Source organism: Sphingobacterium sp. B16(2022) (assembly GCF_012030425.1).
GTDB lineage: Bacteria > Bacteroidota > Bacteroidia > Sphingobacteriales > Sphingobacteriaceae > Sphingobacterium > Sphingobacterium anhuiense.
In genome coordinates this window covers 1,624,399-1,649,593 of record NZ_JAAUVN010000001.1, presented here as the reverse complement: position 1 = coordinate 1,649,593, position 25,195 = coordinate 1,624,399, and the positions used below count along the sequence as shown (strand labels likewise).

At 34.9% G+C, this 25,195-nt stretch carries 20 protein-coding genes; 10 read left to right on the top strand and 10 right to left on the bottom strand.

From position 1 onward, the window contains the following. Position 1: 1 nt before the first annotated feature. The 8 genes from HCX49_RS07305 to HCX49_RS07270 all read right to left on the bottom strand — a co-directional run bounded on the left by HCX49_RS07305 (position 2) and on the right by HCX49_RS07270 (position 7,036). Positions 2-1,273 (bottom strand): beta-ketoacyl-[acyl-carrier-protein] synthase family protein, encoded by a 1,272-nt coding sequence (locus HCX49_RS07305; RefSeq protein WP_168126651.1) that lies wholly within the window; start codon positions 1,271-1,273, stop codon positions 2-4. After that, a complete protein-coding gene (locus tag HCX49_RS07300) occupies positions 1,270-1,704 on the bottom strand; it encodes a 3-hydroxyacyl-ACP dehydratase FabZ family protein (RefSeq protein WP_168126650.1) in 435 nt (144 codons plus the stop codon). Before HCX49_RS07300 ends, HCX49_RS07305 begins: the two co-directional genes overlap by 4 nt. A 6-nt stretch (positions 1,705-1,710) precedes the next feature. Then, positions 1,711-2,763 (bottom strand): type III polyketide synthase, encoded by a 1,053-nt coding sequence (locus tag HCX49_RS07295; protein ID WP_168126649.1) that lies wholly within the window; start codon positions 2,761-2,763, stop codon positions 1,711-1,713. Next, positions 2,760-3,473, bottom strand: a complete 714-nt coding sequence (locus HCX49_RS07290) for a methyltransferase domain-containing protein (RefSeq protein ID WP_168126648.1) — start codon at positions 3,471-3,473, stop codon at positions 2,760-2,762. The genes HCX49_RS07295 and HCX49_RS07290 overlap by 4 nt, the downstream gene beginning before the upstream one ends. Then, positions 3,470-4,597, bottom strand: a complete 1,128-nt coding sequence (locus HCX49_RS07285) for an NAD(P)/FAD-dependent oxidoreductase (protein ID WP_168126647.1) — start codon at positions 4,595-4,597, stop codon at positions 3,470-3,472. The genes HCX49_RS07290 and HCX49_RS07285 overlap by 4 nt, the downstream gene beginning before the upstream one ends. Before the next feature lie 187 nt (positions 4,598-4,784). Then, a complete protein-coding gene (locus HCX49_RS07280) occupies positions 4,785-5,168 on the bottom strand; it encodes a hypothetical protein (RefSeq protein WP_132768359.1) in 384 nt (127 codons plus the stop codon). Positions 5,169-5,765: 597 nt separating this feature from the next. Then, positions 5,766-6,335 (bottom strand): xanthine phosphoribosyltransferase, encoded by a 570-nt coding sequence (xpt, locus tag HCX49_RS07275; RefSeq protein WP_132768969.1) that lies wholly within the window; start codon positions 6,333-6,335, stop codon positions 5,766-5,768. Positions 6,336-6,658: 323 nt separating this feature from the next. Next, positions 6,659-7,036: a hypothetical protein gene (locus HCX49_RS07270; RefSeq protein WP_132768357.1), complete on the bottom strand. Its 378-nt coding sequence runs from the start codon at positions 7,034-7,036 to the stop codon at positions 6,659-6,661. 346 nt (positions 7,037-7,382) lie between these two features. Here HCX49_RS07270 and HCX49_RS07265 point away from each other — a divergent pair, with 346 nt between their 5' ends. Both HCX49_RS07265 and HCX49_RS07260 read left to right on the top strand, forming a co-directional pair. After that, entirely contained in the window at positions 7,383-8,327 is a 945-nt protein-coding gene (locus HCX49_RS07265) for an SGNH/GDSL hydrolase family protein (protein ID WP_168126646.1), read from the top strand. A 69-nt stretch (positions 8,328-8,396) separates the two neighbouring features. Further along, positions 8,397-9,647, top strand: coding sequence for an MFS transporter (locus HCX49_RS07260; RefSeq protein WP_168126645.1), 1,251 nt, complete (start codon positions 8,397-8,399; stop codon positions 9,645-9,647). A gap of 210 nt (positions 9,648-9,857) precedes the next feature. Here HCX49_RS07260 and HCX49_RS07255 read toward each other — a convergent pair whose 3' ends face one another. Both HCX49_RS07255 and HCX49_RS07250 read right to left on the bottom strand, forming a co-directional pair. After that, on the bottom strand, positions 9,858-10,682 hold the full coding sequence (locus HCX49_RS07255) for a YncE family protein (protein WP_168126643.1): 825 nt from the start codon (positions 10,680-10,682) through the stop codon (positions 9,858-9,860). Between the two features lie 106 nt (positions 10,683-10,788). Beyond that, complete coding sequence (locus HCX49_RS07250) at positions 10,789-12,192, bottom strand: MFS transporter (RefSeq protein ID WP_168126642.1); 1,404 nt, start codon at positions 12,190-12,192, stop codon at positions 10,789-10,791. Positions 12,193-12,275: 83 nt separating this feature from the next. On the opposite strand from HCX49_RS07250, the gene HCX49_RS07245 reads away from it, so the two are divergent. From HCX49_RS07245 to HCX49_RS07210, 8 genes are all read left to right on the top strand, one after another. Beyond that, positions 12,276-12,644: a winged helix-turn-helix transcriptional regulator gene (locus HCX49_RS07245; RefSeq protein WP_132839718.1), complete on the top strand. Its 369-nt coding sequence runs from the start codon at positions 12,276-12,278 to the stop codon at positions 12,642-12,644. A gap of 562 nt (positions 12,645-13,206) precedes the next feature. Then, the gene (locus HCX49_RS07240) at positions 13,207-15,621 is read left to right on the top strand and encodes a TonB-dependent receptor (RefSeq protein ID WP_237682736.1); all 2,415 of its coding nucleotides are present in this window, start codon (positions 13,207-13,209) and stop codon (positions 15,619-15,621) included. A 938-nt stretch (positions 15,622-16,559) separates the two neighbouring features. After that, positions 16,560-17,063 carry a hypothetical protein gene (locus HCX49_RS07235; RefSeq protein ID WP_168126641.1) on the top strand — a complete coding sequence of 168 codons (504 nt, stop codon included), beginning with the start codon at positions 16,560-16,562 and terminating at the stop codon, positions 17,061-17,063. A 464-nt stretch (positions 17,064-17,527) separates the two neighbouring features. After that, complete coding sequence (locus HCX49_RS07230) at positions 17,528-18,919, top strand: RtcB family protein (protein WP_168126640.1); 1,392 nt, start codon at positions 17,528-17,530, stop codon at positions 18,917-18,919. A 4-nt stretch (positions 18,920-18,923) separates the two neighbouring features. Then, complete coding sequence (gene prfH, locus HCX49_RS07225; protein WP_168126638.1) at positions 18,924-19,547, top strand: peptide chain release factor H; 624 nt, start codon at positions 18,924-18,926, stop codon at positions 19,545-19,547. A gap of 342 nt (positions 19,548-19,889) precedes the next feature. Continuing rightward, entirely contained in the window at positions 19,890-20,432 is a 543-nt protein-coding gene (locus tag HCX49_RS07220) for an RNA polymerase sigma factor (RefSeq protein WP_021190001.1), read from the top strand. 53 nt (positions 20,433-20,485) lie between these two features. Continuing rightward, positions 20,486-21,583, top strand: coding sequence for a FecR family protein (locus HCX49_RS07215; protein ID WP_132839727.1), 1,098 nt, complete (start codon positions 20,486-20,488; stop codon positions 21,581-21,583). Positions 21,584-21,831: 248 nt separating this feature from the next. Then, positions 21,832-25,194, top strand: a complete 3,363-nt coding sequence (locus HCX49_RS07210) for a TonB-dependent receptor (protein ID WP_237682735.1) — start codon at positions 21,832-21,834, stop codon at positions 25,192-25,194. Position 25,195: the final 1 nt, after the last annotated feature.

Below are 25,195 nucleotides of genomic sequence, written 5' to 3'. Positions count from 1 at the left end.
ATTAAATTTCAAATTTTTTAAATATTACACAAGCATTCACATCACCAAATCCAAAGCTAGCTTTGGCTATTACATTTAAATTAATGTTAAAAGATTTTGTCGGTATTTTTGAGGCATCAATATGAGTTGCTATTTCTGGATGTAGATCATCGCAATTTGTATTTCCAAATAAAAACCCATGATGAAGTTGCAGAACTGTAGCTACACTTTCAATGCTTCCTGAAGCACTGAGGCAATGTCCTATCAAACTCTTTAATGAATTGACGTAGGGAAAATCAATATGACTTCTGCCCAATGCCTTTGTCCAGTTCTCTATTTCAATACTATCTTTAGCAGTTGCTGTAAGATGACCATTGATTGCGTCAATATCATTTGCTGAAATAGTTGCGTTTTTGAGAGCATCAATAATGCATCTTTGAACAGCTTTGCTATTTGGAGCAGTCATCGTACCATTTCCCCGCTGTCCCCCACAGTTTACACTACCACCTAGAATTTCTGCATAAATATTTGCCCCTCGTTTTAGCGCACTTTCCAAGTCCTCAATAATTAGTGCTCCTGCACCGGATGCAGGTACAAATCCTGCTGCTGTTGCACTCATAGGACGGGAGCCTGCCTCAGGATTGTCATTATATTTAGAACTGCAAACTCTTAAAGCATCAAATCCAGCCCAAATGTAGGGGCCGCTATCTGAAGTGCTGCCGGCTAATATGCGTTTTGCTTTTCCTGATCTTATACGCTCATAGGCCATTATTATTGCTTCGGTCCCTGTTGCGCATGCCGAAGAATTCGTGGTTACCTGATTTCCTAGTCCTAATTTTCCGCCCAGATATGCGCTTATACCACTATTCATAGTTTGAGCAACAACACTGCTACCAAGTTTACGCGTCTGTAAATCATCAATTTTATAGATACTTTCGCGCAATTTATCAATGCCTGATGTTCCTGATCCAAATATAGTTCCACTGTCCCAATCAGGCTCATTATTATTTTCTATCGGAAGTCCGGCATTTTTCCAGGCTTCAACACCTGCAATGACGCCATATAGTATTCCGCTACTGTTAAAACCTCTAAGTTCAAGATCGTTAAAATACGCTGACTTTATTTCATGTGTGATTTGGGGTTTTCCTGCTATCTGACAAGAAAACTGCAATTGCTGTAATTGTTCATCCTGGCGTATTCCAGATATACCATTTTTAATAGCATCGGTAAAAGCAGGTACGCCAACTCCATTTGGAGCAACGACCCCTAATCCCGTTATTACAACTCGGTTCATAGCTCAGTGGTTAACATTCCTGAAAATATACCTTGACTAACAATCTGTTCGGCTTCGTTTTTCATACTGATGTTACACTTGAGTTTGCCGAATCTAAAATATATTTTTTGAGAAATTACAGTAACTTTTTCATTTGGATATACAGGTTTTAAAAACTGCATTTCGACAGATGTAAATGCAATTGAAGTATTTTTTAGCTCATTATTAAGAAGGTAAATGCCGAGACAAACTAGACCTATCTGCGCCATAGTTTCTGTTAAAATCACTCCAGGAGTAACCGGTTTTTCTTTAAAATGTCCCTTATAGAAATCTAGATTTTCATCGAAGGTATATGTACCCATACTTCCATTTTCATCAATATGAAGCAACTCATCGACGAATAAAAATGGTTTACTATAGGGTAATTTTGCTATAATATCTTTTACGTTCATTGTACATTACCATTTTAATAAAAGCCCTTGGGCAGAAAATCCTGGACCAAAACTTAACATCAACCCTAATTCTCCCTGTATGGGATTTTTATCCATGACGCGCTCTAGGACGTAAAGAACAGTTGCACTTGACATATTGCCATATTGCAATAATATTTCTTTTGTGTGATCAATATTTTTACCCCATTCTGAAAATAGTTTTTCGACCGTCATTACGATTTTTTTTCCTCCGGGATGAAATATCATATGGTCTATGTTTCTGATTTCTAAATTATTTTTCTTTAAGAACGGATGTATAATATCACCAAAATGTTGTGCTATGGTATCCGGAACTTCAGTGCCAAGTATCATTTTCAAACCACTATTGGTCAGTTTAAATCCCATAATATGCTCCATATTAAAGAAGTGATACATCTGTTCATCAAGTATGTTGGGACCATAATCTTCTTCATAAGAAGAAAGTAGACAACAAGCTGCCCCATCACCAAAAATAGCCGCGCTTACAATATTTGACATTGAAAAATCATCCAGTTGAAATGTAGCAGTCGGAGCTTCAATCGCTATTACTGCGGCTCGTTTGTTAGGATTGCCTTTGAGGAAGTTTTTGGCATATAACAAACCCGATACTCCTGCTACACAGCCCATCTCTGTAACTGGCAATCTGACGATATCCTGTCGTAGTTTCAGTTTATTTATAAGATACGCATCTAAAGAAGGGATTATAATACCGGTGCAACTTACAGTAATAATATAGTCTAAGGTGCTTGGATCCCATCCCGCTTTTTTAAGTGCTTTCTCAAGCACTTGTTCACCAAGGATAATAACTTCACGGCTGTAAATGTTATTTTTATCTTCAAAAGAAGTTGCTGTAAATACTTCAATAGGATCCATAATTGAATACCGTGTATTTACTGCCGCACCTTCAAATATTTTTTTTACTTTTTTTATAAAACGTGTTTCTTGTCCATAAAGCCAAGTATCTAGCATAGGAAGTATTTCAACTGTATCGCTTGAATATTTCGGCAGTTGTTTTGCAACAGTTACGATCTTTACACTCATATTTTAGGTATAATCCATTGGTAACGAAAGGCCCATTTCCATTGGATGGTATAATTCTTTAAATTTAGTTTTCTTGCAAAACTTTGTAGTTCATTTCTTTTAAATCCTCTCAATATCGATGTACATCCATCTTCTTGCAACATCCTGTTTAATCTAAAAACAAAACATACCATTTGGTAAAGTCTATAAGCAAATTTGCTGCGCTGTAAATCGTTTATAACTATTCCTACAGAGGCATTATGACTAAAGATAGTAATTAAATCTATTATTTTTTCATTAGTAAAATGATGAATAGTTAAGGTGCAAAGTGCAATATCGTATTTTAATGTCTTGAAATTTTCTTCAAATATATCAGTGCATACATAGTCAATATTAGCGTAGCTTGTTGATAATTTTCGAGCATAGTTGACCGTATATTCATTTGCATCTATACCGATCATTTTAAAGTTAATATTGTTCTTAATACCGTATTCGGCTAACATACGTAACATATCACCGTTACCGCAACCTATATCTGCAACAGTGATATGTTTAGATCGATCAACCTGTGTTAACAATTGCTTTACGCCATTAAGTGTAATACTATTGCCTCCAAGAAATTGATTGATGCGTGCAATTTTATCTAGAGCTTCTCGTAATTCTTCACCTTGGAGTGAAAAATCATCCATTAATTCGTTTTTTTCTGTCCTATTATCGGTATTTATTCTCATTTGATTGTTATTGCTTTACCGTGTGTTTGCTTTATTATCAAAGGAAGAAGAGAAGGGAACATCGTTGCGATCCTGATCAATACTGTTGTGATGGTTTGATGTTGAAGTGCTTTCGATAACAGGTTTCCGATTAAGAGTCTCTTTTCGAAATTTTGTTTCCATTGTTGTGTGAATTTTTTTTCTAATAATTTTCGGGATACGATTTTACCTGTGTAATAGTCGACGATTAGCTCTGACGAAATTTTAGCACTGTGCATAGCCATGGCCATGCCATTGCCACAGAGGGGATGGATAACGCCGGCAGTATCACCGATCATTAATATATGGTTTTCGATGATCGGTTTTTTATCAAATGATATTTGACTTATTGTAAGTGGTTTATCAAAAAGTAATGTGCTATTTTCAAAAAAGTATTTGATGTGTTTATTCTTGTAAAGAACATTTTGTTCAAATTCTGTAATATTCTTGTGTTTTTTAAATGATTTTAAATCAGCCAGGTAGCACATATTTATAGTATTGTCTTCAACTTTTGTAATACCACAATAACCATCCTTAAAGTTATGTAGTGCTACTACATCATCATGAAATTCTCCGGAATAATGTCCTTTTACGGCTAGCCACGGGGCAGTTTTATTCATAAAATTACGTTTTAGTACCTGATCCACGTTCGATCGTTTTCCGAATGCTCCCAATACGATTTCTGCTATCAAGATCTGATTTTCGGTCATCACTGTGAATGCATTTTCATTAAATGTTACCTTTGTTACTGTAGCTTTAATAACGGTACATCCCATTTTTAATGCTTGTAGATATAGAGAATTATCCAGCGAATACCTACTGATGCCAAGGCCTCCCAAAGGTAAGTCTGCTTTTGCAGTTTTACCATTTTGATGTGTAAATATAAGTGTGTTAATATTTGTTGGATATACTTGTAAAATGTCTGAGTTCAACCAATTCAAATAAGGTAATATTTCTTTTGAAAGATATTCCCCGCAGACTTTATGACGAGGATAACTATATTTTTCAATTAATGTGACATTTAATCCTTTTTTTGTTAAATGTAATGCAGCTGTTAAACCTGCAAGGCCACCACCAATAATAATAACATCAGCATTTTTCTTCATATATATTTAGCTATAAAACAGGAATATCATAAATTTTGGAGTGTTTAGTGAATAGGTGAAAGTTTTTTAAGGACGATTAAAGGAACTGATATTGATTTTATTTACCTTTTAGACATCATACAAGAGGGGGAGTTGAGTGCTGATCAAATTTTGTCTCCCCTCAGATGTTTTAAGAATCCGTTCAATATTAATTAGAGGTGAAATATGTTCGAACAAAAGCGTATTGCTGGTTTTCGGTCATTTTATCAGCAGGTTTTATTCCGATTTTAATTTTAGCATATGCTAGATCATCTTTAATAGTATTGTATAGCTCAATTTTTGCATCAGTTGGACCAAAAATGAGTACTTCATCATACTGTTTGATTATTTTAGCTATTTCTTTATAATATTCGGATAGCTCATTCTGTTTTTTATTATGCATGACACTTTCACTACGTTTTAGTGCCTCTTCCTTATCCTCATGGGTAAAGTTGCATTCAATAGTTTTAGTCTGCATAGGATTTATTGAATAATCCATCAAGTTGGCAAATGAATGGTCCATCCAGATACCAATTTTTGTTTTTTCTATCATATTCGTATCGTTTAGTTACTGGTTACGATCTATTATAACCTGATTTCATGACAAATTACTTCATAATTATTATACAGATCTCTTATCTTTCAGCATAAATCGCTCTTTAGCCATCTGTAATGATCATCATATAAGCCATTTAATAAAAATGCAGATTATAGGTGTTTACGTCTTATCAACAATTTTGAAGGGGATTTTGTTTCATTTAAAAAGACGTATTTATTTGTAAATTATTGATAGACTAGAATTAGTAGATATCAAAACCGGTTTGTATAATTTACAATAATTTATTTTGATATTGATTTACAGAAATGTAAAATATTGAATAAAAGTATACATATGATAAGATTTGAAAGTATCATATAAACAATTTAGGATTTTAATATTAAGTATGACTAGAAATACTTTTGATTGTTTAAAACAAAGATGTAGTGGATTTCCGCTTCATGAGAAGAAGGACTAAAATGATTTTCACAAGCTTAAAAATGAGGCGATAGTGTTAAAACTAAAGCCTCTTAGTATTAATGATGAATGTTGATCCCCATAGCCGGATGCTATAGCGTTATGCCAGAAGATGAAATTAGAATGAAGTAATTTTTAGTCTTCAAACTCGATAAGATTATCACCTAATGTTTTAATACGTGCGAGAGATTCTATTTGAATATTTAATTCCTGTAGGCGCTCATTTCCCTTTTGAAAAGATTTTTCAATAATAAATCCCATACCCAGCATGGTGGCTCCAGCTTTCTTTACCAGTTCATAAACACCAATAGAAGCATTTCCGTTAGCTAAAAAATCGTCGATAAAAACTACCTGGTCAGTTTTAGTTAAGAAGTCAGTACTTACACATATATCATATGTTTTATCTTTGGTGTAAGAATAAACCGAGGCCGTTAACATATTATTCATTGTTTTCGGAACAGCTTTTTTGACAAATACCACGGGAAGTTCTAATAAATATCCAAGCATTATTGCAGGAGCAATGCCACTTGCTTCAATCGTTATAATTTTATTAATTGGTAGATGCCCAAAGCGACGGACAAACTCTACACCTATAGATTTCATAAGAATAGGGTCCATCTGATGGTTTATAAAACTATCAACTTTTAATATTCCGCCTTCAAAGCTTTTACCATCCTTTAAGATTCGGTCTTTTAGTAATTTCATGTTAAAATAATAATGCAAAGCAAAGATAGTTGAACAAAATGAAAACAAAGCCACTTTTAGATTCATCTTTGTTTTCTGTTTTAGCTCTCTCTGTTTACAGATACTATTTAAATAGAACTTATTTTTAGAATTGCTATAAGTAATATTTCATCTTCTTTAATTGCATTAAAATTTAATAATGCATATATCCTTTTATAAAAATAGCTGGAAATTAATTATTAGTCTCAGTGGAGATATCTGAAATATTGGGATTTCATGTTGTTTCAAGAATGCTTCAAATGTAGCGGTGCTTTTTTGCAAAGCATCTTAATCTACGTGTTTAGTTATAAATCACAGTCAGTTATATTGTTATTTTCTTTATGCCAGTCGTGAAAACAAAAACGGCATTGCTTTGCTGTTGGTGTCCGGGCTAGCTTGTGGCATTTTGGACAATAATTGAAAACGATATCCAGGTGGTGGTCTCGCAATATGCGGGTTGCCGTATTTTCATTGAATTTTTCTAAACCATTGTTAAGAAGACTCAATACGGTTTGATCCTTTGTAAGCCATCCGGTCTTCAGGTATATTCGTTGCATTTTCTCTAAATTTTCACTGCCATCTAGTTTTAGCGTGGAATGAGCATGTTTATATGCAAGCTTCTCTTCGGGCGACATCAGATCCAGATAGTAGGTAATAATATAATCCTGAATTTCCTTGTTCATAATAGTAAGTTAAATATGCGATTTGACAATCGCAAAATCAACATTAAATTTTTCTGTTTTAAGTCCTGGTCTAAACCGAGGAAATTTTTAAGAGCAAAAGCTCATTTGGTTAATTCCATCAAACTTTTTAAAAGTACTAAATGGTGATTACTATTGTTTTTTTAACTTCAAAAATTGGAGGATTTTAATCAAAAATAATCTATTAATTACCAGCCAATATATTATATTTAGTCTCTGGACATAGAATTATCAGATCATATTCTTTAAATTATTTAAACATCATAATTTTAATTTGAAAATAGCAAAAATTTTTAACTTACAAAGTTCCCTGATAAATATACCACTTATGAAAAATTATACTCTTTTAATAATTGTTAGTTTTTTTTGTTCGATTTTAGTTGCGCAACAAAAATCTAATTCTCTGTTGCATTTGAATCGAGCCGAAAAGATTTTATTTCTTGGAAATAGCATAACTTATGATGGTCGATATGTCGCGATGATAGAAAGTGTTCTTCTAAGTAGTCATTTTATAAAAGGTACTGCAATAATTAACCTTGGGCTTCCAAGTGAGACTGTTTCTGGGCTTAGTGAGGACAATCATGCGGACGGTGAATTTGCAAGACCATGTTTATTCGATCGGTTGGAAAGTATATTGCAGAAGATCAAACCTGATGTTGTTTTTGCATGTTACGGAATGAATGACGGCATTTATCTCCCTTTTGACAGTGTGCGTTTCAAAGCTTATCAGGACGGTATAGAAAAATTATATACGGAGGCGCTTAAAAGTGGTGTAAAACGGATTATATTGATTACACCGCCCGTTCATGATGATCCAGATCTTGGTCTTGACGGATATAATCAAGTATTGGATCGATATTCAACTTGGCTATTAGAACAGCGGAACAATAAAAATTGGGAAGTTATAGATCTTCATTTTCCCATGAAAAAATACTTAGAATCCAGAAGACGGATTGATCCCACGTATAAGCTGGCTCCGGATGGTATACATCCAGAGCAGGAGGGACACTGGTTAATGGCCAGGTCAATTATTTCCTATCTTAATCCTACATTTCCGCAAGTGATCAAGTGGGATGAGTACGTTGCTAAGCATACTTATTTACCCAAGTTGTATGAGGCTGTTCTTAAGAAACAAGAACTAATGAAACTAGCCTTGCTGCGCTATACTAAGCATAAAAGACCTGGCATTCCCTCTGGCTTGACCATGGAACAGGCTAATCAGCAAAATAAGCATTTAGAAAAACAAATTTCATTATTGATTAAACATGATTAATTATTTAATATAATTAGGAGAATTCGGTGGTTTAAAATTTCTTATCTTTATATAGATAAAAGAAGTAATATGGGACTAAAAAAAGTATCATCAACCAGATTATATGTTATTGCATGGATATTTGGACTTTTATTCTATTTTTTAGATTATGTTATCCGTTCATCTCCTGCAGTCATGTTACCCCAATTGGCTGAACAATTTAACGTAACATCGGTTAATCTTATTAGTATTATAGGCACCTACTATTACACCTATTCTATCGTTAGTTTATTGGCGGGTCTTGCACTTGATAAATTTGGAGCTAAATATTCTTTGTTTACAGGTACATTGATTTTAGGTCTTGGTTGCCTGCTTTTTGTACTCTCCAGTTCTTTTGCGGGTAATGCCGGCAGGTTATTACAAGGCGCAGGCTGTGCATTTGCCTTTCCGGGATGTGTGTACCTTGCTTCAAAAGGATTTTCTGCGAAGTCGCTAGCTACTGCCATAGGATTTACACAATGTGTAGGTATGCTTGCAGGCTCTGCTGGACAGTTTGTCGTTGGACCGTGGGTTGAAAAAGGACTACAAACGAGCGATTTTTGGTTAGGAGTTGGTTTGATCACTATCGTAGTGGCTTTCGGCCTGTTACTTATTATACCGAAAAATGAAGATAAAGATGCATCTGTGAAAACCATAGATTCAAAAGGTATTTTATGGCCCTATAAGGTTGTTTTTTCTAATCCTCAGTCCTGGTTATGTGGTTTGATATCAGGGTTATTGTTTGCTCCTACAACGATATTTGCCATGACCTGGGGTGTGGCTTTTTTTCAGGAGGATAAAGATTTTAGTTTTCATGCTGCAACAATTGCAAGTGCCATGATTCCTATGGGATGGGTACTAGGTTGCCCGCTATTGGGTTATATAACGGATAAAATTGGTGCGCGCAAGCCAGTTCTTTTAGTTGGTGCTGTGGTTATGATTTTAGCAATTGGCCAGATTCTTTTTTTTTCAGATCTGATATCTGTATATACTACTAATTTTATATTTGGTGTTGCTTCAGGAGCTGCAATGATTCCTTATTCAGTTATTAAAGAGTCTAACCCAGATGAGGTTAAAGGTAGCGCTACCGGAGCGATGAACTTTATAACTTTTAGTGTAACTACGCTATTAAATCCTATATTTAGTAAGTTTTTCGGACAAACGCTGTCTTTAGGAATAAACAAATCATCTCATTTTCAATCGACAGGATTATTCTGGATAGGGGGTATAATACTAGCTATTATCTTAACGTTTTTTCTTAACGAAACTGGACAAAGAAAAGTCACGAAGTCATCGTTATAAATTTTAAAACTTAACATGTTTAGTGCAGCTTGTACATTTATAGCGTATTTTTTATAAAGCACTTAAATCGACGATAGATCCTTTATCAGATGTATTTTTCATATACTTTATCTAGGCAAAATTATTTTATGGATCAAAAAAACAAACTATAGTTGTTTAAAGTAATTGCAAACAACTATAGTATTATTAAAAAAGGTGTAATAAAATATGTTATTTTAGTTGATAAGCAGCAACGCTCTTTTTGAAAAACGTAGGTACATAAACGATCTTCTTGATAGGATCATAACCGATATCTGCTGTATTTTTCTTTTCTGTTGTGCTATCTAAAAGTAATTCTGATTTGCCATTAGCATATACATAATAAATGTAGCCACCCCAACAGGAATATACGAAATCTCCATTGCCGACTGGCTCAATACCATCTCCTCCACAAGGTAGTTCTGCTAAAGCTTTGATTTCTTTCTTTTCATTAGCTTTAAGTAATTGTTTATCACCACCGGCGATATAAAGATCTTTACCAATCGCCTTTAATCCATTGACTCCATTAATATTTTCAAGATAAATACTTGGTTTATTATTGATGATCTGATGAATTTTTTTTGTTCGTGTATCCGAAACATAAACTACACCTTTGTCACTTACAGTAATATCGTTTAAAAATACGGATTCGGAAATTGGAATTTTACGAAGTATTTTACTAGAAGGTATGTCGATAACTACAACATCAGTTATATCTGCAGCATAAAGTGTATTACCGTGCTTAGCTAAACCTTTTGGTGCATGGAGTCCGCTAATCCACTCTAGGTCCATCACTTTTCCGTTCATGTCCAATTTGCCGATACCGCCGATTCCATCTTTCTCATCAGCACTGTTTCCCATGATTGACACATATAAAATTCCGGATTCCGTATCGGGTAGCACAGACTCAGGTAGATTGATGATGCTATCTGTTTCCCATATTTTATCAAGTTTGTGTTGGGCATTGGCAGAGAACCCTAATAGTAAAGCTAGTGCTAGATTGAGTGATTTTTTCATAATTACTTTTGCTTCCAAATGGTTTAAATGTTTAAAATAAATAAAAAATTGTAAATTACGAAGTCTTATTTTAAGCAGATTAGTGATCGAAGTTTTTTTCCCTTCATTATTTTTGTTTTCTGTATGGTAAGAGCGAGATAAAAAAAATCACAAATGTTAATAAGGTAATCGAAGTGAGAGTCGCTATGCTGTAAGCATGACTTAAGTTTTCTATATCTAAAAGTGTTGTATTTTGATTGTGAAAGTAAATACCCACTACTAATGCAATACCCATACAGATAGAAACCTGCTGAATGGTGAGGTAAATGCCGGATGCAGTACCGATTAAATCAGTCTTGATATCCTTCAATGCCATTGTCATAAGTGAAGGTAGTACAGTACCGCAACCTAAGCCGTAAAAGAAAAATAAGATATGGATCTGATGGATGGTTATTGTAGGTTGATTATAAATATACAAATGCGCTATTAAACCTACAACCATGATTGCTAATCCAAATAAAATAACTGATTTTCCATTTTTTTGAACATGTTTGCTTACAATAATACTCGCTAGGACGTATCCGATGCCTTGATATACAAATGCGATACCCGTCATGGTAGGTGTAAAGTTTTTGTAAACTTGCAAATAGTTAGAATTGATAATGAAATAAGCATCCTGTACCATATAATAGCTAAATGCGGCCCCTAGACCTATATTGAAGGTTTTGTTTTTGAATAATGAGAAATTGATAAGAGATGAAAGTCCATACTGTTCTCGTTTTTTTTGTTGCTGCAGAAATGTAACTAAGAGAAAGATTGAGACAATAAGTAGCACTATGGTCCATACAGGCCAGTGTAACTCAGGCCCCAGAATAAGGGGAAAGATTAATCCAATCAATAAAACAAACAGTTGGATGATGGGCGTGTAACTAACTTTTGCTTTAACATCAGGTTTAATAGAAGGAATGATGATATAAACTAACAGTAGGGCCAATATGCCTACAGGAATATTTACTAAAAAAATCAACCTCCAACTGTCACTCATCCAGGACTGATCGGGCAGGATACCGCCTAACAATTGCCCGAGTACGGATGCTATACCAGCTATACTTCCATAAATACCAAGTGCTAGAGTGCGTTTCTCTTTTTGTTTAAAGAGTGAAGTAACCAACGCAATTCCCTGTGGGACCATAATACCAGAACTTACGCCCTGTAAAAATCGGCCAAGCAGTAAAATAATGATATGATTAGAAAAGCCACATATAAATGACGAAATCGTGAATCCCAGCATGCCGATGAGGTACATCTTTTTTCTGCCATAATAATTACCCGCATTCCCGGAACTGATGAGCAGACTGGCATATCCAATGACATAAAGAATAATGATCCACTGAGTATCGCTGGTACTGAGTTGCAGCGATTTCTGCATGGTTGGTAAAGATACATTAATAATGAAGAGATCGACCACAAATAGAAATATGCCGGCAGAGAGCACGGAAACTTTGAGTAAATCGGTAATTTGGAAACGCATATCAATTGTTTTTAGTAATTTTATCGATCAAATTTAAGCGTGATAATTAGCGATATCAAGTAGTTATAAGATGCATACTTAGTATGGTTTTATGCACTAATGCTCAGTATAAGTGGCTTATGGAAGAAAAAAAAATCAAAAATTCGGAAAGTTGTTGCGATGTCAACGGAATTTTTAAAATTATAGGTGGAAAATGGAAGGTATTGCTAATTAAAACCATCGCACAGCAATGCCCAAAGCGTTTCGGCGAGTTACGAAGAGACATGGAAGATATGGCCCAGACAACATTAACGTTGCAGTTACGTGAGCTTGAACGCGATGATATCATCTGTAGACAAGTTTATCTCGAATCACCGCCACGAGTCGAATACAAATTGAGTGAAATGGGGAAAACGATTCTGCCGGTTATCGACATGTTGGATGAATGGTGGGAAGCCTATAAAATGAGATAAGCAGGTAATCTATCGTTGATTAAAATGCGAGCTTGCGTAACCTTTTATGATTCAGTGGCCATCACCATAGTGAGGTCAGTAGTAAACTTCATATCGATAATTTTACGGGTTTTAATTAAAATCTGTTAAGTTATAGCTTCCAATGTTTCAATTTTAGTACAGTCACAATACCTGTATTGACGTTGATTGAAAATATGCCTCTGCTATTTTTATAAGGAATTCAGTTTTCTAGGTAGGTACTAATGAAAAGCTTGCCTTATACTTTTCTAGATATAGCTGAGGTGTCGCTGAAACTCTGATAAATAGAAGGTTCTGTATGACAGTATGATTTGGATCGGGATAATAAGTACCATAGAAAAATTTAATCTGAGGAATAAATATAATTTTAAATTTTGTTGAAGCAATTTAAAAACTGTCTTTTAGTAAAGTAGGAACAGGTTTATAAGCATGTTCTCACTTTTTTTAAAAATCTCCAACTGTATTACTAACTAAAAGAGAAAATAATTATCGCTCACTGTTAATGCAATTGTGTTGCATTAACAGTATTGTTTTATACCTTTGCATGAAAATATATGTAAAACAAGGTATGATGACCTCAAATAATACTATTGCTTATCCTCTTTTCATCGCATTTTTACTATTCTGTGCGGAAAGTTCGGGACAAATTAAGACTCCTCTTGACACTTTGAAAAATATAAAACTTCCAAGTGCACAGGTTATAGGCAAAAAAACAAACAATATTCGTCGCGTAGAAATTAATAGACAAAAGCTAGATCAGATCCAGACACAAACTTTGAGTGCGAGTCTCAGTCATATTTCTGGTGTGCAAAATGCTTCTTTTGGACCAAATTCTGGAAGCGTTATGATTCGGAGCTTAAGCGGTAATAGAGTAAAAATACTTAGCAATGGAATTTCCATGCATGACCTTTCTGGGATGAGTCCTAATTTGAATGTCAATCTGGATATGGATAATTTAAGTGGTATTGATATTTATAAAGGTTCTGCAAGTGTACGATATGGTGGCAAGGCAATAGGTGGAGCTGTTGATATGAAGGATACCGTTCCACAGTCATTACTTTCAAAAAAATCGTCAGGAAGAGCAATTGTTGAAATTGGAACTAATAGTGGTAATCGCCAGGCCTTACAAATTGCCGGTAATCTTGGGAAACATTGGGTTTGGAATATAGGAGGAATGAATCAGAGTCATAAAAACCTGAAGATTCCCGCAAATACAAAAGCTCCTATTGCGTACGACCCGACTATCGATCACTTGACAGAAACAATGGCACAGGTACACGTAGATAGGGAAACTATCCGCAACCTATCCTTATATCCGTATATAAGTCAATTTGTAAAAAACCATATGAATGACCCCGATTGGGGATTGTCCGAGGCCGATCTTTATACTTTTCAGCAATACTCGTTTATTGGTGGTAAGCAGGTTCCTAATCCTACTAATGACCAATACATTGCTGGACAGGACCCAGCAACAGCCCTTTACACACAAGTTGTTCACGGTATAACAGATTATGTTCCGGTTACTCGTGGTATTATGCCTAATAGTCATGCTGAAAGCCGCTCGGTTAATATTGGGAGTAGCTTTATTAAAGAAAACTACAGCGTGGGAATTGGTTACCGGGCTCTAGAAGGTTATTATGGTGTGCCAGGATTTGCACAAGCGGCAAAACCAAAACATAGTCATGATGTTGTTTTGCCAGCTCCAATATATGAACCCGTCAATACCCGTGCTTGGTCACATATCCTATCAATGGAAAGCGCTATTAAACCATCTTTTTCACAAATAACGGAAATAAAATTTAATTATTCGATGCAATTTGCTGATGATCGTGAACTTGTCGGTATTTATCAGGTGAACAAATTTAATACACGTAGACATACGACAAGATCAGAACTACTTCATCAGTTCAGTAAAGATTGGACAGCTATAAGTGGTTTAGATTTTTCATCTATACGGATGGATGGGGTAGGGGAACAGAAATATCTTCCCAACAATCTAAGTAGAGAATTGGGAGCTTTTGTATTGCAGAAATATGAACATAATTTATTTACAGTCAATTTCGGTTATCGTCATGACTGGGTGGCTAGACGTGTTCTTTCTGATAACAGTTACACACCCAGTAGAGGCATGGCCGGTGGAAAATTGACACCAAGAGATTTTGATCTGAATCAGTTTTCTGGTGATATTCGTTATCATCTATTAAATATTGCTTATGTTCAGGCGTCATATTCTCATGCTGAGCGTGCTCCAGAGGTCAACGAACTGTATGCGGGAAATGACCATTTTGCAATTTTGGTAGAGGAAAATGGAGATGATCGTTTGAGTAAAGAAACGGCAAGATCTTATGAGCTTGGTACGGGATTAAATTTAGGTGGATTCCATCTGGCAGCAACATACTTCAGTAGCAATTATGATAATTATATTTACCTCGGTCACACCGGTATATCTCGTTCTGGCGGTTTTCTGGTGAAAGAGTGGCGTGCTTCTGATACAGAAATCAAAGGATGGGAATTGGAAGCTTCCTATAATTTTAAATGGAAAGATAAACATAGTTTTGAGTTAAATACTTTTGCAGATCTTGTCAAAAATAAAAATACTGCTGATGATAAAATGCGTACTTGGGCGGAGGGTGACTATATGCCTAATTTGCCAACAAGTAGATATGGCGTATCTACTATGATGACTTTGAACAGTTTTTACTGGAATACAACTTTTGATCATTATTTAAAGCAACGCTACCTTGGGAAAAATATAAATCTTGAGCCAGCGATGCCATCTTATTCATTACTCGCCGCACAAGTTGGTTATTCTTTTAAAATTAGGGAGTATGTTTTTACATATTACTTATCGGGTCATAATTTGCTAAATGTAGAAGCACGCCCTCAAAACTCATTGTTGAAATACCTCGCGCCGCTTCCTGGGCGTAATATTTCATTAGGTATCAAAATACAGTTATAGTCTAGGTTGGATTTTTTTTGATTACGATATTATATTGTTTTAAACCCTCTGAAGCTACTAGTTATGTTTACGACAAAAACATCGAAAATATAATTATAAGCTTTCCTGTGACCTGTGTTGAGGTTGAAAAAAAGGACTTTAAATTTTTCAAATGGAATTTACTTGCATCAGAGGGTAAAGTATTTTTATAGCGGAGTAGATGGTGATAGGTGAAGTACTGGCAAAGTATCTAAATTAAATGGATGAACTTGTCTTTCGACCACATATTTTTTTGTTCACAATAACATTGGCAAATCTTCTTATTATACATATTTTAAATATGGATTTTAAAGGGATTCATAGTGCTTTTAATAACATGACTTAAAAATGAAACACAAGTATTTGTGATTATATCTTATTGAAAATAAGTTAGTTCATAAATTAAACTAAAAATGTTAGCTATTTTAATTTCTCTTTTTAATCTCATTTATTAGAGAAAATGAGATTCCGGACACTAAATAAATTAGTTCAATTTTTGAGTGCAAAAATCCTTCTAAAATTAATTTGAAAAATGAAATAAAACTAAAATAATTAGTATAATATTAAGGTGTGAATTTGTCTTTTTTAACCGCAATGTCGTTGCTATATATTTTAGTATTCGTTTATTAATGGATTTATGTTCATGAATTTTATAGAAATTATTAAATCTATGATAATTACATATAATGATGAAAATATGGGAAGATAATAGAATTGTAGCTTGGTCTCGATGTCGTGTAGTAGACTTGTACATTGGACTTTAAAAAATTTTCTAAGTAAAAATACATTTAAAGGTGGTAAACTCTTTATTTATTATTATAAATACCTGTTTTAATGATAATTGTCAAAAGAAAGCACATTTATTGCTTCCATTATAGTAAAATAGTGACAACCCAATATTTATCATTAATTCAAATCGTATGCAAGCACATTCAAAAACATACTCAATTATCATAACTATATTTTTACTTTTTCAAAGTTCGGCTGTTATTTCGCAGGATTATAAAGATGAGCATATACTGCGAGACATTGTTTTTATGAGAACTGAGGGGCTGGTGATGACACAGTTGATGGAAAAACACAGTAAGAATAAGGATATACTTGTATTATGCAAACAGATCAGAAATTATTATAAAAATACACAACCGATATTGGTCGACATTATCAAGGGTAAAACCATTGATCTAGATCAAAATCAGTTTGAGCAGATCTGGAAAGCAGGAGAGAAATCTTTTTTATATTACAGTGATGAGTCCGAAAGTAAGTGGAACAAGTTATTTTTGGAACATATTAATGCAAGTGTAAATGCTTATACCAAACTTCTTCGGGAAAGACAAGATGATGATATCGCTTATTTTACTTTCAGAGCTTTACCAGAACTAGTCAATCTTGCAAAAGCATATCAGACTTTAGACAATAATTGATCAATTTGTAATAAATCTATTTAGTGAAAAATTTCGGAAAGTGATTTTAGCATTTTTTCTATTAAAATATAAATTGTAATAGTGTATATCAAGCACTTTTTTAGAATATTTTGAAGAAGAAAGCATTGCCGTATTATTTTTTTTAAAATAATTTTTACTTAATTCAAAATAAATAATATATTTGTCACGATAAATAATAATAACCCTTTAAACGGAGAACACAAAAATGTCTATAGTTACTATAACATCCATTAACATTACTGCAAAAGATGCGGTCATGGTTCTTCGTGCCCAGATATAAAGGATTCTATCAAATCATTATATTAAAAGCCCGAAGATAATTCGGGCTTTTTTGTTTATTCTATATTTTACATGCAAATTTTCCCGAATTGACAATTATTGGAACTTGTTTCCAAATATTCACTGTGTTTTTTTAACACATTTTTCAATTTTATAATACAATCATGGGAAGTAAAATCTCAGGGAAAGACCTCATAAAATTAGGTTTTCCTCAAAATAATACAATAAATATTGGTTTAAATCAAATACAACGTTATAGAAAGCGTGAGAAGAAAGAAGCTGTCTTACAAGAATTAAGTGCGGTATTGTCTAACCCTAGCATCTTTCATCATCATGGGATTTGGGGCAAGTTAGCAGAGGGTTTGATCAAGCCTGTTGAAGTGAAAATGCAGGAGTTATTGAAACAGCGCGCTCCATTTTCCATTTTTGGAGAAGATGTGATTGATGAAAAGGCTAAATTTCAACTCTATGATGCTTTAAAACTTCCTGTTGCAGTGGCGGGCGCATTAATGCCCGATGCACATTCGGGATATGGTCTACCTATTGGGGGCGTTTTAGCTACACATCAGGCTGTTATTCCTTATGGTGTTGGTGTAGATATTGGATGTCGTATGAGTATGTCTATTTTTAATTTGCCAGCCTCGTTCATAAAAGGGAAAGATGCGATGCTTTTAAATATCTTATCAGAACACACCAAATTTGGAATGTATGAAACGCATAAGAACAAAAGTGACCATGAGCTATTCTATCGATCCGAATTTCAGGACATCCCGCTTTTAAAAAGTTTGAGAGACAAAGCTTATAAGCAACTGGGAACCTCAGGTGGTGGAAATCACTTCGTTGAATTTGGAATTATTGAGCTTACACACCCCAAACCTGAATGGAAACTTGTTGCTGGTGAATACTTAGCCGTATTGTCACACAGTGGTTCTCGTGGATTGGGAGCAAATATTGCAAAACATTATACATATCTGGCTAAAAAGCAATGTCCTTTACCACGTCAAGTACAGCACCTTGCTTGGTTAGACCTAAATACACATGATGGGCAGGAATATTGGTTAGCAATGAATTTGGCAGGAGACTATGCAAAAGCATGTCATGAAAATATCCATCAGCGGATTGCTAAGGCCTTGGGTAAGCGTATTGTAGTGACAATCGAAAATCATCACAATTTTGCATGGAAGGAAATGGTCGGTGGTCAGGAATGTATTGTACATCGTAAAGGTGCGACGCCGGCAGGTAAAGGTGTTTTGGGAATTATCCCCGGATCGATGACCGCACCAGGCTACTTAGTAGAAGGCTTGGGACATGTGGGAAGTTTAAATTCCGCTTCACATGGTGCGGGACGATTATATTCGAGAGCTGATGCAAAATCCCTTTTTACCAAAACAGCAATGAGTAAAAAATTAGCCGATGCTGGTGTTCAAGTTATCGGAGGCAGTATGGACGAATCACCGATGGCCTATAAGGATATTGAAAAAGTGATGAGTTATCAAAAAGAATTAGTAACAGTTTTGGGAATTTTCAAACCAAAATTTGTCCGTATGGAAAGTTAATAAAATGGAAGTATATATTCAATTAAGTTCAGGAAAAGGACCCAAGGAGTGTGACTTTTTCCTTACAAAGGTGTTAAGTATTTTTAAAAGAGAAGCATTAGAAAAGCAGATATTGGTGACTATTGTGAGTCAAGAGCAGAGTGAGGGGGAGTTAATAAGATCTGCAATTTGTAAATTAACAGGACACGATATCGATATATTTCTTCAATCGTGGACAGGTTCTTTGCAATGGACTTGTACAAGTCCATTTCGTACTTTTCATAAAAGAAAAAATTGGTTCATTGCTTTGTTTATTGTTAATGAGAAGAATGAGGTAGCAATTTCGGAAGATGATATTCTTTATCAAATGATACGAAGTTCGGGACCTGGTGGACAACATGTAAATAAAGTTAGTTCTGCTGTTCGCGCACTTCATATGCCGACAGGGTTAATGGTCGTAGCGATGGATACAAGATCCCAATTACAAAATAAAAAATTAGCAACAGAACGTCTTGCGTTAAAGATCATGAATATGCAGGATCTGACTGTTAAGCAAGAAAAAGACCTCCAATGGCATAATCATGCTGAAATAGAGCGTGGTAACCCCATCCGGGTTTTTAAAGGTATCAAATTTAAATGTTCATTATAAATTTGATAGATGGAGATGAATCACTGTTCAAAAGCCCTATGTTTAAATACCTAGGGCTTTTGTACTATAATTAGAATTTGCATTTATATGTGGAGGTACTAATTTATCTAAATAAGCAGTCTTAGACCGAAATTATTTCATTTTTATGTAAAACCGTAGCATCGATAGATCACTACATTTTAGTTGATTAATGAAAATTTTTAATAAAAACCAGATTAAAAATGTGATTTGTTTTTTGTTAAATATTATATTAACGCTATCTTAACACACCAATTATAACTTTGCAACTGAAGAAATGTAAAGTTCTAGTATGCAATTTAAATTGATCAAGAGTAAGAAATCATGAAGACGTGGTCTGATAGCGAATTGTTTGAGGAATTAAAGAAGGACAATAAAATGGCCTTTTCAATTTTATTCGATCGATATTCGGATATTCTTTTTCGTTTTATCCAAAAGCGGATTGAATCTGTTCCAGATGTCGAAGATATAATACAGGAAGTTTTTATTTCTATGTGGAATAGACGAAGCAAAATTGAAGTGAGTGATTCCATTTATCCTTACTTATTTAAAGCTGCCAAATATGAGATGATTGATTGGCTTATTAAAAGTGAAAAAAGAAATCGTCATCTTGATTATCTTGAGATTAATAAAGATCAATATCTTATCGGCACTACCAGTGAAGATGAACTGATCGCTAAAGAACTTGCAAGGCTTCTAGAAAATGAAATGTCTCGTATGCCTGATACTATGCGTTCTGTTTTTAGACTCAGCAGGAGTGAAGATATGTCAATAAAAGACATTGCCAATCAACTTTCTTTATCTGAGCAGACTGTCAAAAATAATGTTTCTATGGCGCTGAATAGACTCAAATTTAAACTCAAATAATTATTTTACTTTTTTTCGGTACTTATTCACCCAAAGTCGGGTTATAAGGATGTATGAAGGAAAATAAACCCATAGATTCTCAAAAACAATTACTTCAGAAATATCTGGATGGTCAATGTACACCTGAAGAACATAGACTGCTTTTGAATTGGTTTTATTCAATTGAAGATGACCAGTCTCAAGAGACTTCGGATACCGAACGGATTCAATCATTAGGTAGATCAAAATCTATCGTAATGGATCAGCTAGATGTTACTTCTGATTCAAATCCAGTGAGAAAGATGTTTGACTGGAAAAGATTTTCCGTAGCGGCCGCTGTTATAGTGCTCGTGAGTATTGCTACATTATACTTCGTGAAAAATAATATTCAATTAAAGGAAGTCCATTTGGCAGCACAAATACCAGATTCTACTGGAACTTATAAAAATGATATCCTGCCTGGGTCTTCTTATGCTTATCTATCTTATAAGGGTAAAAAAAGTGAAATAAAAGACCATCAACTAAATAAGAGTAATGTCCCGCATTCCAGCAACTATTTTATAGAAGTACCCAATGCTGGCACATATAAATTGGAATTAGAGGATGGTACATTGGTTTGGTTAAATTCTTCTTCTACACTAGATTATCCGGATGCTTTTGGTGTAAAAGAGCGTCGGGTAAAGCTCACAGGTGAAGCTTATTTTGAAGTGAAAAAGGATAAGAATAGGCCCTTCCGCATTGAAGTCGAGGGTAGTACTGTTGAAGTTCTAGGTACAAGTTTTAATATTAATGCTTATGCAGATCAAGTGAATACAACTCTTGTTGAAGGTAAAGTAAAGATTCTAAAAGGAAATCACGAACATGAGTTGCTTCCGGGAGAAGAGGCTTTGATAAAAGGTGATGAAATTAAAATTCAACAAACAGATGTTTCAAAACATATAGCTTGGCAACGAGGAGAGTTTTATTTTGACGGCAACAATCTTCAAGATATTTTATCACAGATTGCGCGATGGTATGATGTTGAAATTATTAATGCTGAAGCTTTGACCTTAAATTCATCTTATAAAGGCTCTTTAAGTCGTGAATTGAAACTTTCCGAAATTCTGAATTCATTGGCATATGTGACTAAGAAAAAATTTGAAATTGATGGACGAAAAGTAATTATAAAATAACAGAATTATAAACCTTAAAATTTGAATGATATGATCGAAACCTAACAAATACTAGTTTACGGCCAGATCCATAAAAAAAGGGAGTGTTGACGCACTCCCAAATGGAAAAAGGCAATTTATTGAAATGTGAATTCTATAGATTAATCAACCTTTAACTATTCAAAGTTATGAATTTTTTTTCTCCTATAATAATCCGGGATGATCGGAGGAGTCGACCCTATGCCTATGTTTTTAAAATCCTGCTAATTATGAAGTTAATTTGTATGCTGGTTGTGTTGTTTACACTCGGGGCCCAAGCATCGGGATATGCTCAGAATGTAAATATTTCGATGAAGAATGCGAAAATAGAGCATGTGCTGAAAGAGATATCTAAGCAGACTAAATTGCGTTTTTTTTACGATGAAAAATTACTCGAGCAGACCGGTCTTGTAGATGTGTCTGTTTCTAAATCAGATGTTCGCACCGTCTTAAATCGGGCACTAAAAGGTCAAAATCTTGCATTTGAGATAATGGGGGGGACAATCGTTATTGCTGAAAGAAATAAAACAGATATTGAAATATCTGGTATAGTGCGTGATTCTATTGGGGTTATGCGGGGTGTAACTGTATCCGTTTTGGGAGTATCTGGCCTTTCGACAAAGACAGATGCAGATGGACGGTTTTCTCTTCGTGTACCAGAAAATGGCATTTTACTTTTCCGTTTTTTAGGCTACAAAGATCAAGAGGTTCAGGTTGCAAATCAAAAGGTGATCAATATCCGAATGGAAAGCGCAGAGTCGCACTTGGATGAAGTTATTGTCGTGGGTTATGGAACTCAAAAAAGAGTCAATTTATCTGGTGCTGTTGACCAGATCAGTGAAAAGTTTTTGGATAGCAGACCGATTACTAATGTTGGCACTGGGCTACAGGGAGCTATGGCTAATCTAAACATAACGCCTACGAGTGGTAGAGCAAATAGTTCACCTGGGATTAATGTAAGGGGGTATACATCATTATCTGGCGGTGGACCATTAATTGTGATTGATGGCGTTCCGGCCACAAATGATGAATTAAACAGAATGAATCCCATTGATATTTCTAGTGTTACGGTTTTAAAAGATGCCGCATCTGCAGCAATCTATGGTAGCCGGGCTGCTTTTGGTGTGGTCTTAGTAACGACAAAAACAGGAACAAGTAAAGAGATAAAGGTAGCCGCCAATTCAATTTTTGCAGCTAAAGCAATAACTAGAACGGTCGACATTGAAGATAATCCATATGAAGTCATGAAGTATAGGAATATCATGGGTGCTCCTTGGTATAATCTTTATGATGAAAGGATGCTCGAATATGGTAAAGCTTTAAATGATGATCCTTCATTACCACGTGTGATTGTGGATCCAAAAAATCCTAATGCTTATATCTATTTAGGTTCAACAGACTGGTTCAAAGAAGTATATAAAGATATTCAGCCTTCTTACACGAACAACATCAATATATCTCAAAAAAATGAAAAGTCTTCATTTTATCTTTCTGGAGAGTATTATAGACAAAATGGTATGCTCAGAATCAGTCCAGATACCTATGATCGCTACAATTTTAGAGCTAAGGGAGATTATAAATTAACTGATTGGTTTACATTATCTAATAATACAACCTATACTGCAGATAAATATGACCAACCATCTGCTATTGATCAAGGTTATCTTTATTGGCATAATGTTAACCGCCAGCCCTCATTAAATACGGTACGCAATCCTGACGGAACCTATACAGAAGCCGGTGTAAGTATGATCGGTGCTGTTGCCGATGGAGGAAGAAGTGTTCGCAGAGTCAATGATTTTCAAAGCAGTTTTGGAGCTAAGATCGATCTACTAAAAAATGTCTGGACTTTAAATGGTGATGCAACATTTAGAAGGGTATCCGGTAAAAGTCATTATTTTGTGGTGCCACTGGAATTTAGTACAGGTCCAGGTGTTATCAAACGCCAAGCTTTCAATAGCTCAGCTTCAAATGGAAGTGATGAAACCCGCTATAATGTATATAATCTGTATTCCCAGTACCAACAGACATTAAAGGATCACTATTTTTCATTAATGGTTGGTTTTAATCAGGAAGAACGTATTTATGAGTCGTTTTCTGCCTCACGTGATCAATTGATCGCCAATTCTTTGCCTACTATTGGACTAGCCACAGGAGAAACACCTTCAGTTGGTGCATCTGACTATGCATGGTCGGTCAGAGGTGCATTTGCTAGAATTAACTACAGTTATAAAGAGCGATATATTTTTGAATCAAATCTGAGATATGACGGTTCTTCAAGATTTCCTAAAAAAGATCGATTTGCATTTAACCCATCAGTTTCTGGGGCTTGGGTGATTTCAAAGGAGAACTTTTTTGCTCCGCTAAGTGCGTCTGTTTCAAATTTGAAGTTACGCGGATCCTATGGGTCATTGGCTAATCAAGATCTGCGTGATAACTATTATCCATATATCGCAAATATGGGAAAAGGTACAAGTATTGTGTTAGATGGTAAACGCCCTGCTTATGTAACAAGTCCTGGTTTGGTCTCGCCTACGTTAACTTGGGAAACAGTTACACAATCAAATTTCGGAATAGATATCGGCCTTTTTGGTAATCAATTTTTTGGATCATTTGATTTGTATCAACGTATGACAAAAGATATGCTGACTGCGGGTCGTACGTTACCTATTGTTCTCGGTACCGGAGTACCATTAGAAAATGCAGCAGATTTAAAGACAAAAGGTTGGGAGTTAACCCTTGGTTTTAATAAAGAGTTTATGGTCGGTTCTAAACCTCTTTCCTTTGCAACTCGATTTAATCTTGCTGACAGCCGTGCTTACATAGAAAAATTTAGCAATCCTAAAAATAACTTAAATGATTACTATGTAGGACAGGAGATCGGTGAAATGTGGGGATTGACCACATTAGGTTTTTTTCAGTCAGCAGCAGAAATAGAGGCACATGCTGATCAGAATGATGTTACTTCTTATCCGGGTACAAGAGGCCTCGAGCCAGGTGATCTTAAATTTGCGGACATAAACGGAGATGGAAAGATCAATAACGGTGATTGGACATTAGCAAATCATGGTGATTATAAAGTGATCGGTAACTCAAGACAGCGATACACTTATGGCCTTGATTTAACATCGGCATGGAATGGTATAGACCTTCGTATATTTTTGCAAGGTGTCGGTAAGAGAAATTATTATCCTCCTGGAGGCGACCATTACTTTTGGGGTATCTATGCTCAACCTTGGGCGAGTTTGACAAAATTTAATTTAGATCACTGGACGCCAGATAATCCAAATGGATACTTGCCTAGACCTAAATCTTATGTAGCTGAGCAAAGTGGAATCGAATTGGCAGCTACACAAACTAAATATTTACAAAATGCGGGCTATTTAAGGGTTAAAAATATTACGGTCGGTTATACTTTTCCAAAATCGTTGACAGATCGTTGGGGAGTGGATCGCGTTCGTTTATTTGCCAGCGGCGAAAATCTTTTTGAATTTACGAAATTGATGGATTATTTAGATCCAGAGATTGTAGGGGATAGAACTGCTTATCCATTTCAAAGAACATATTCTTTGGGCTTGAATTTTAATTTTTAAA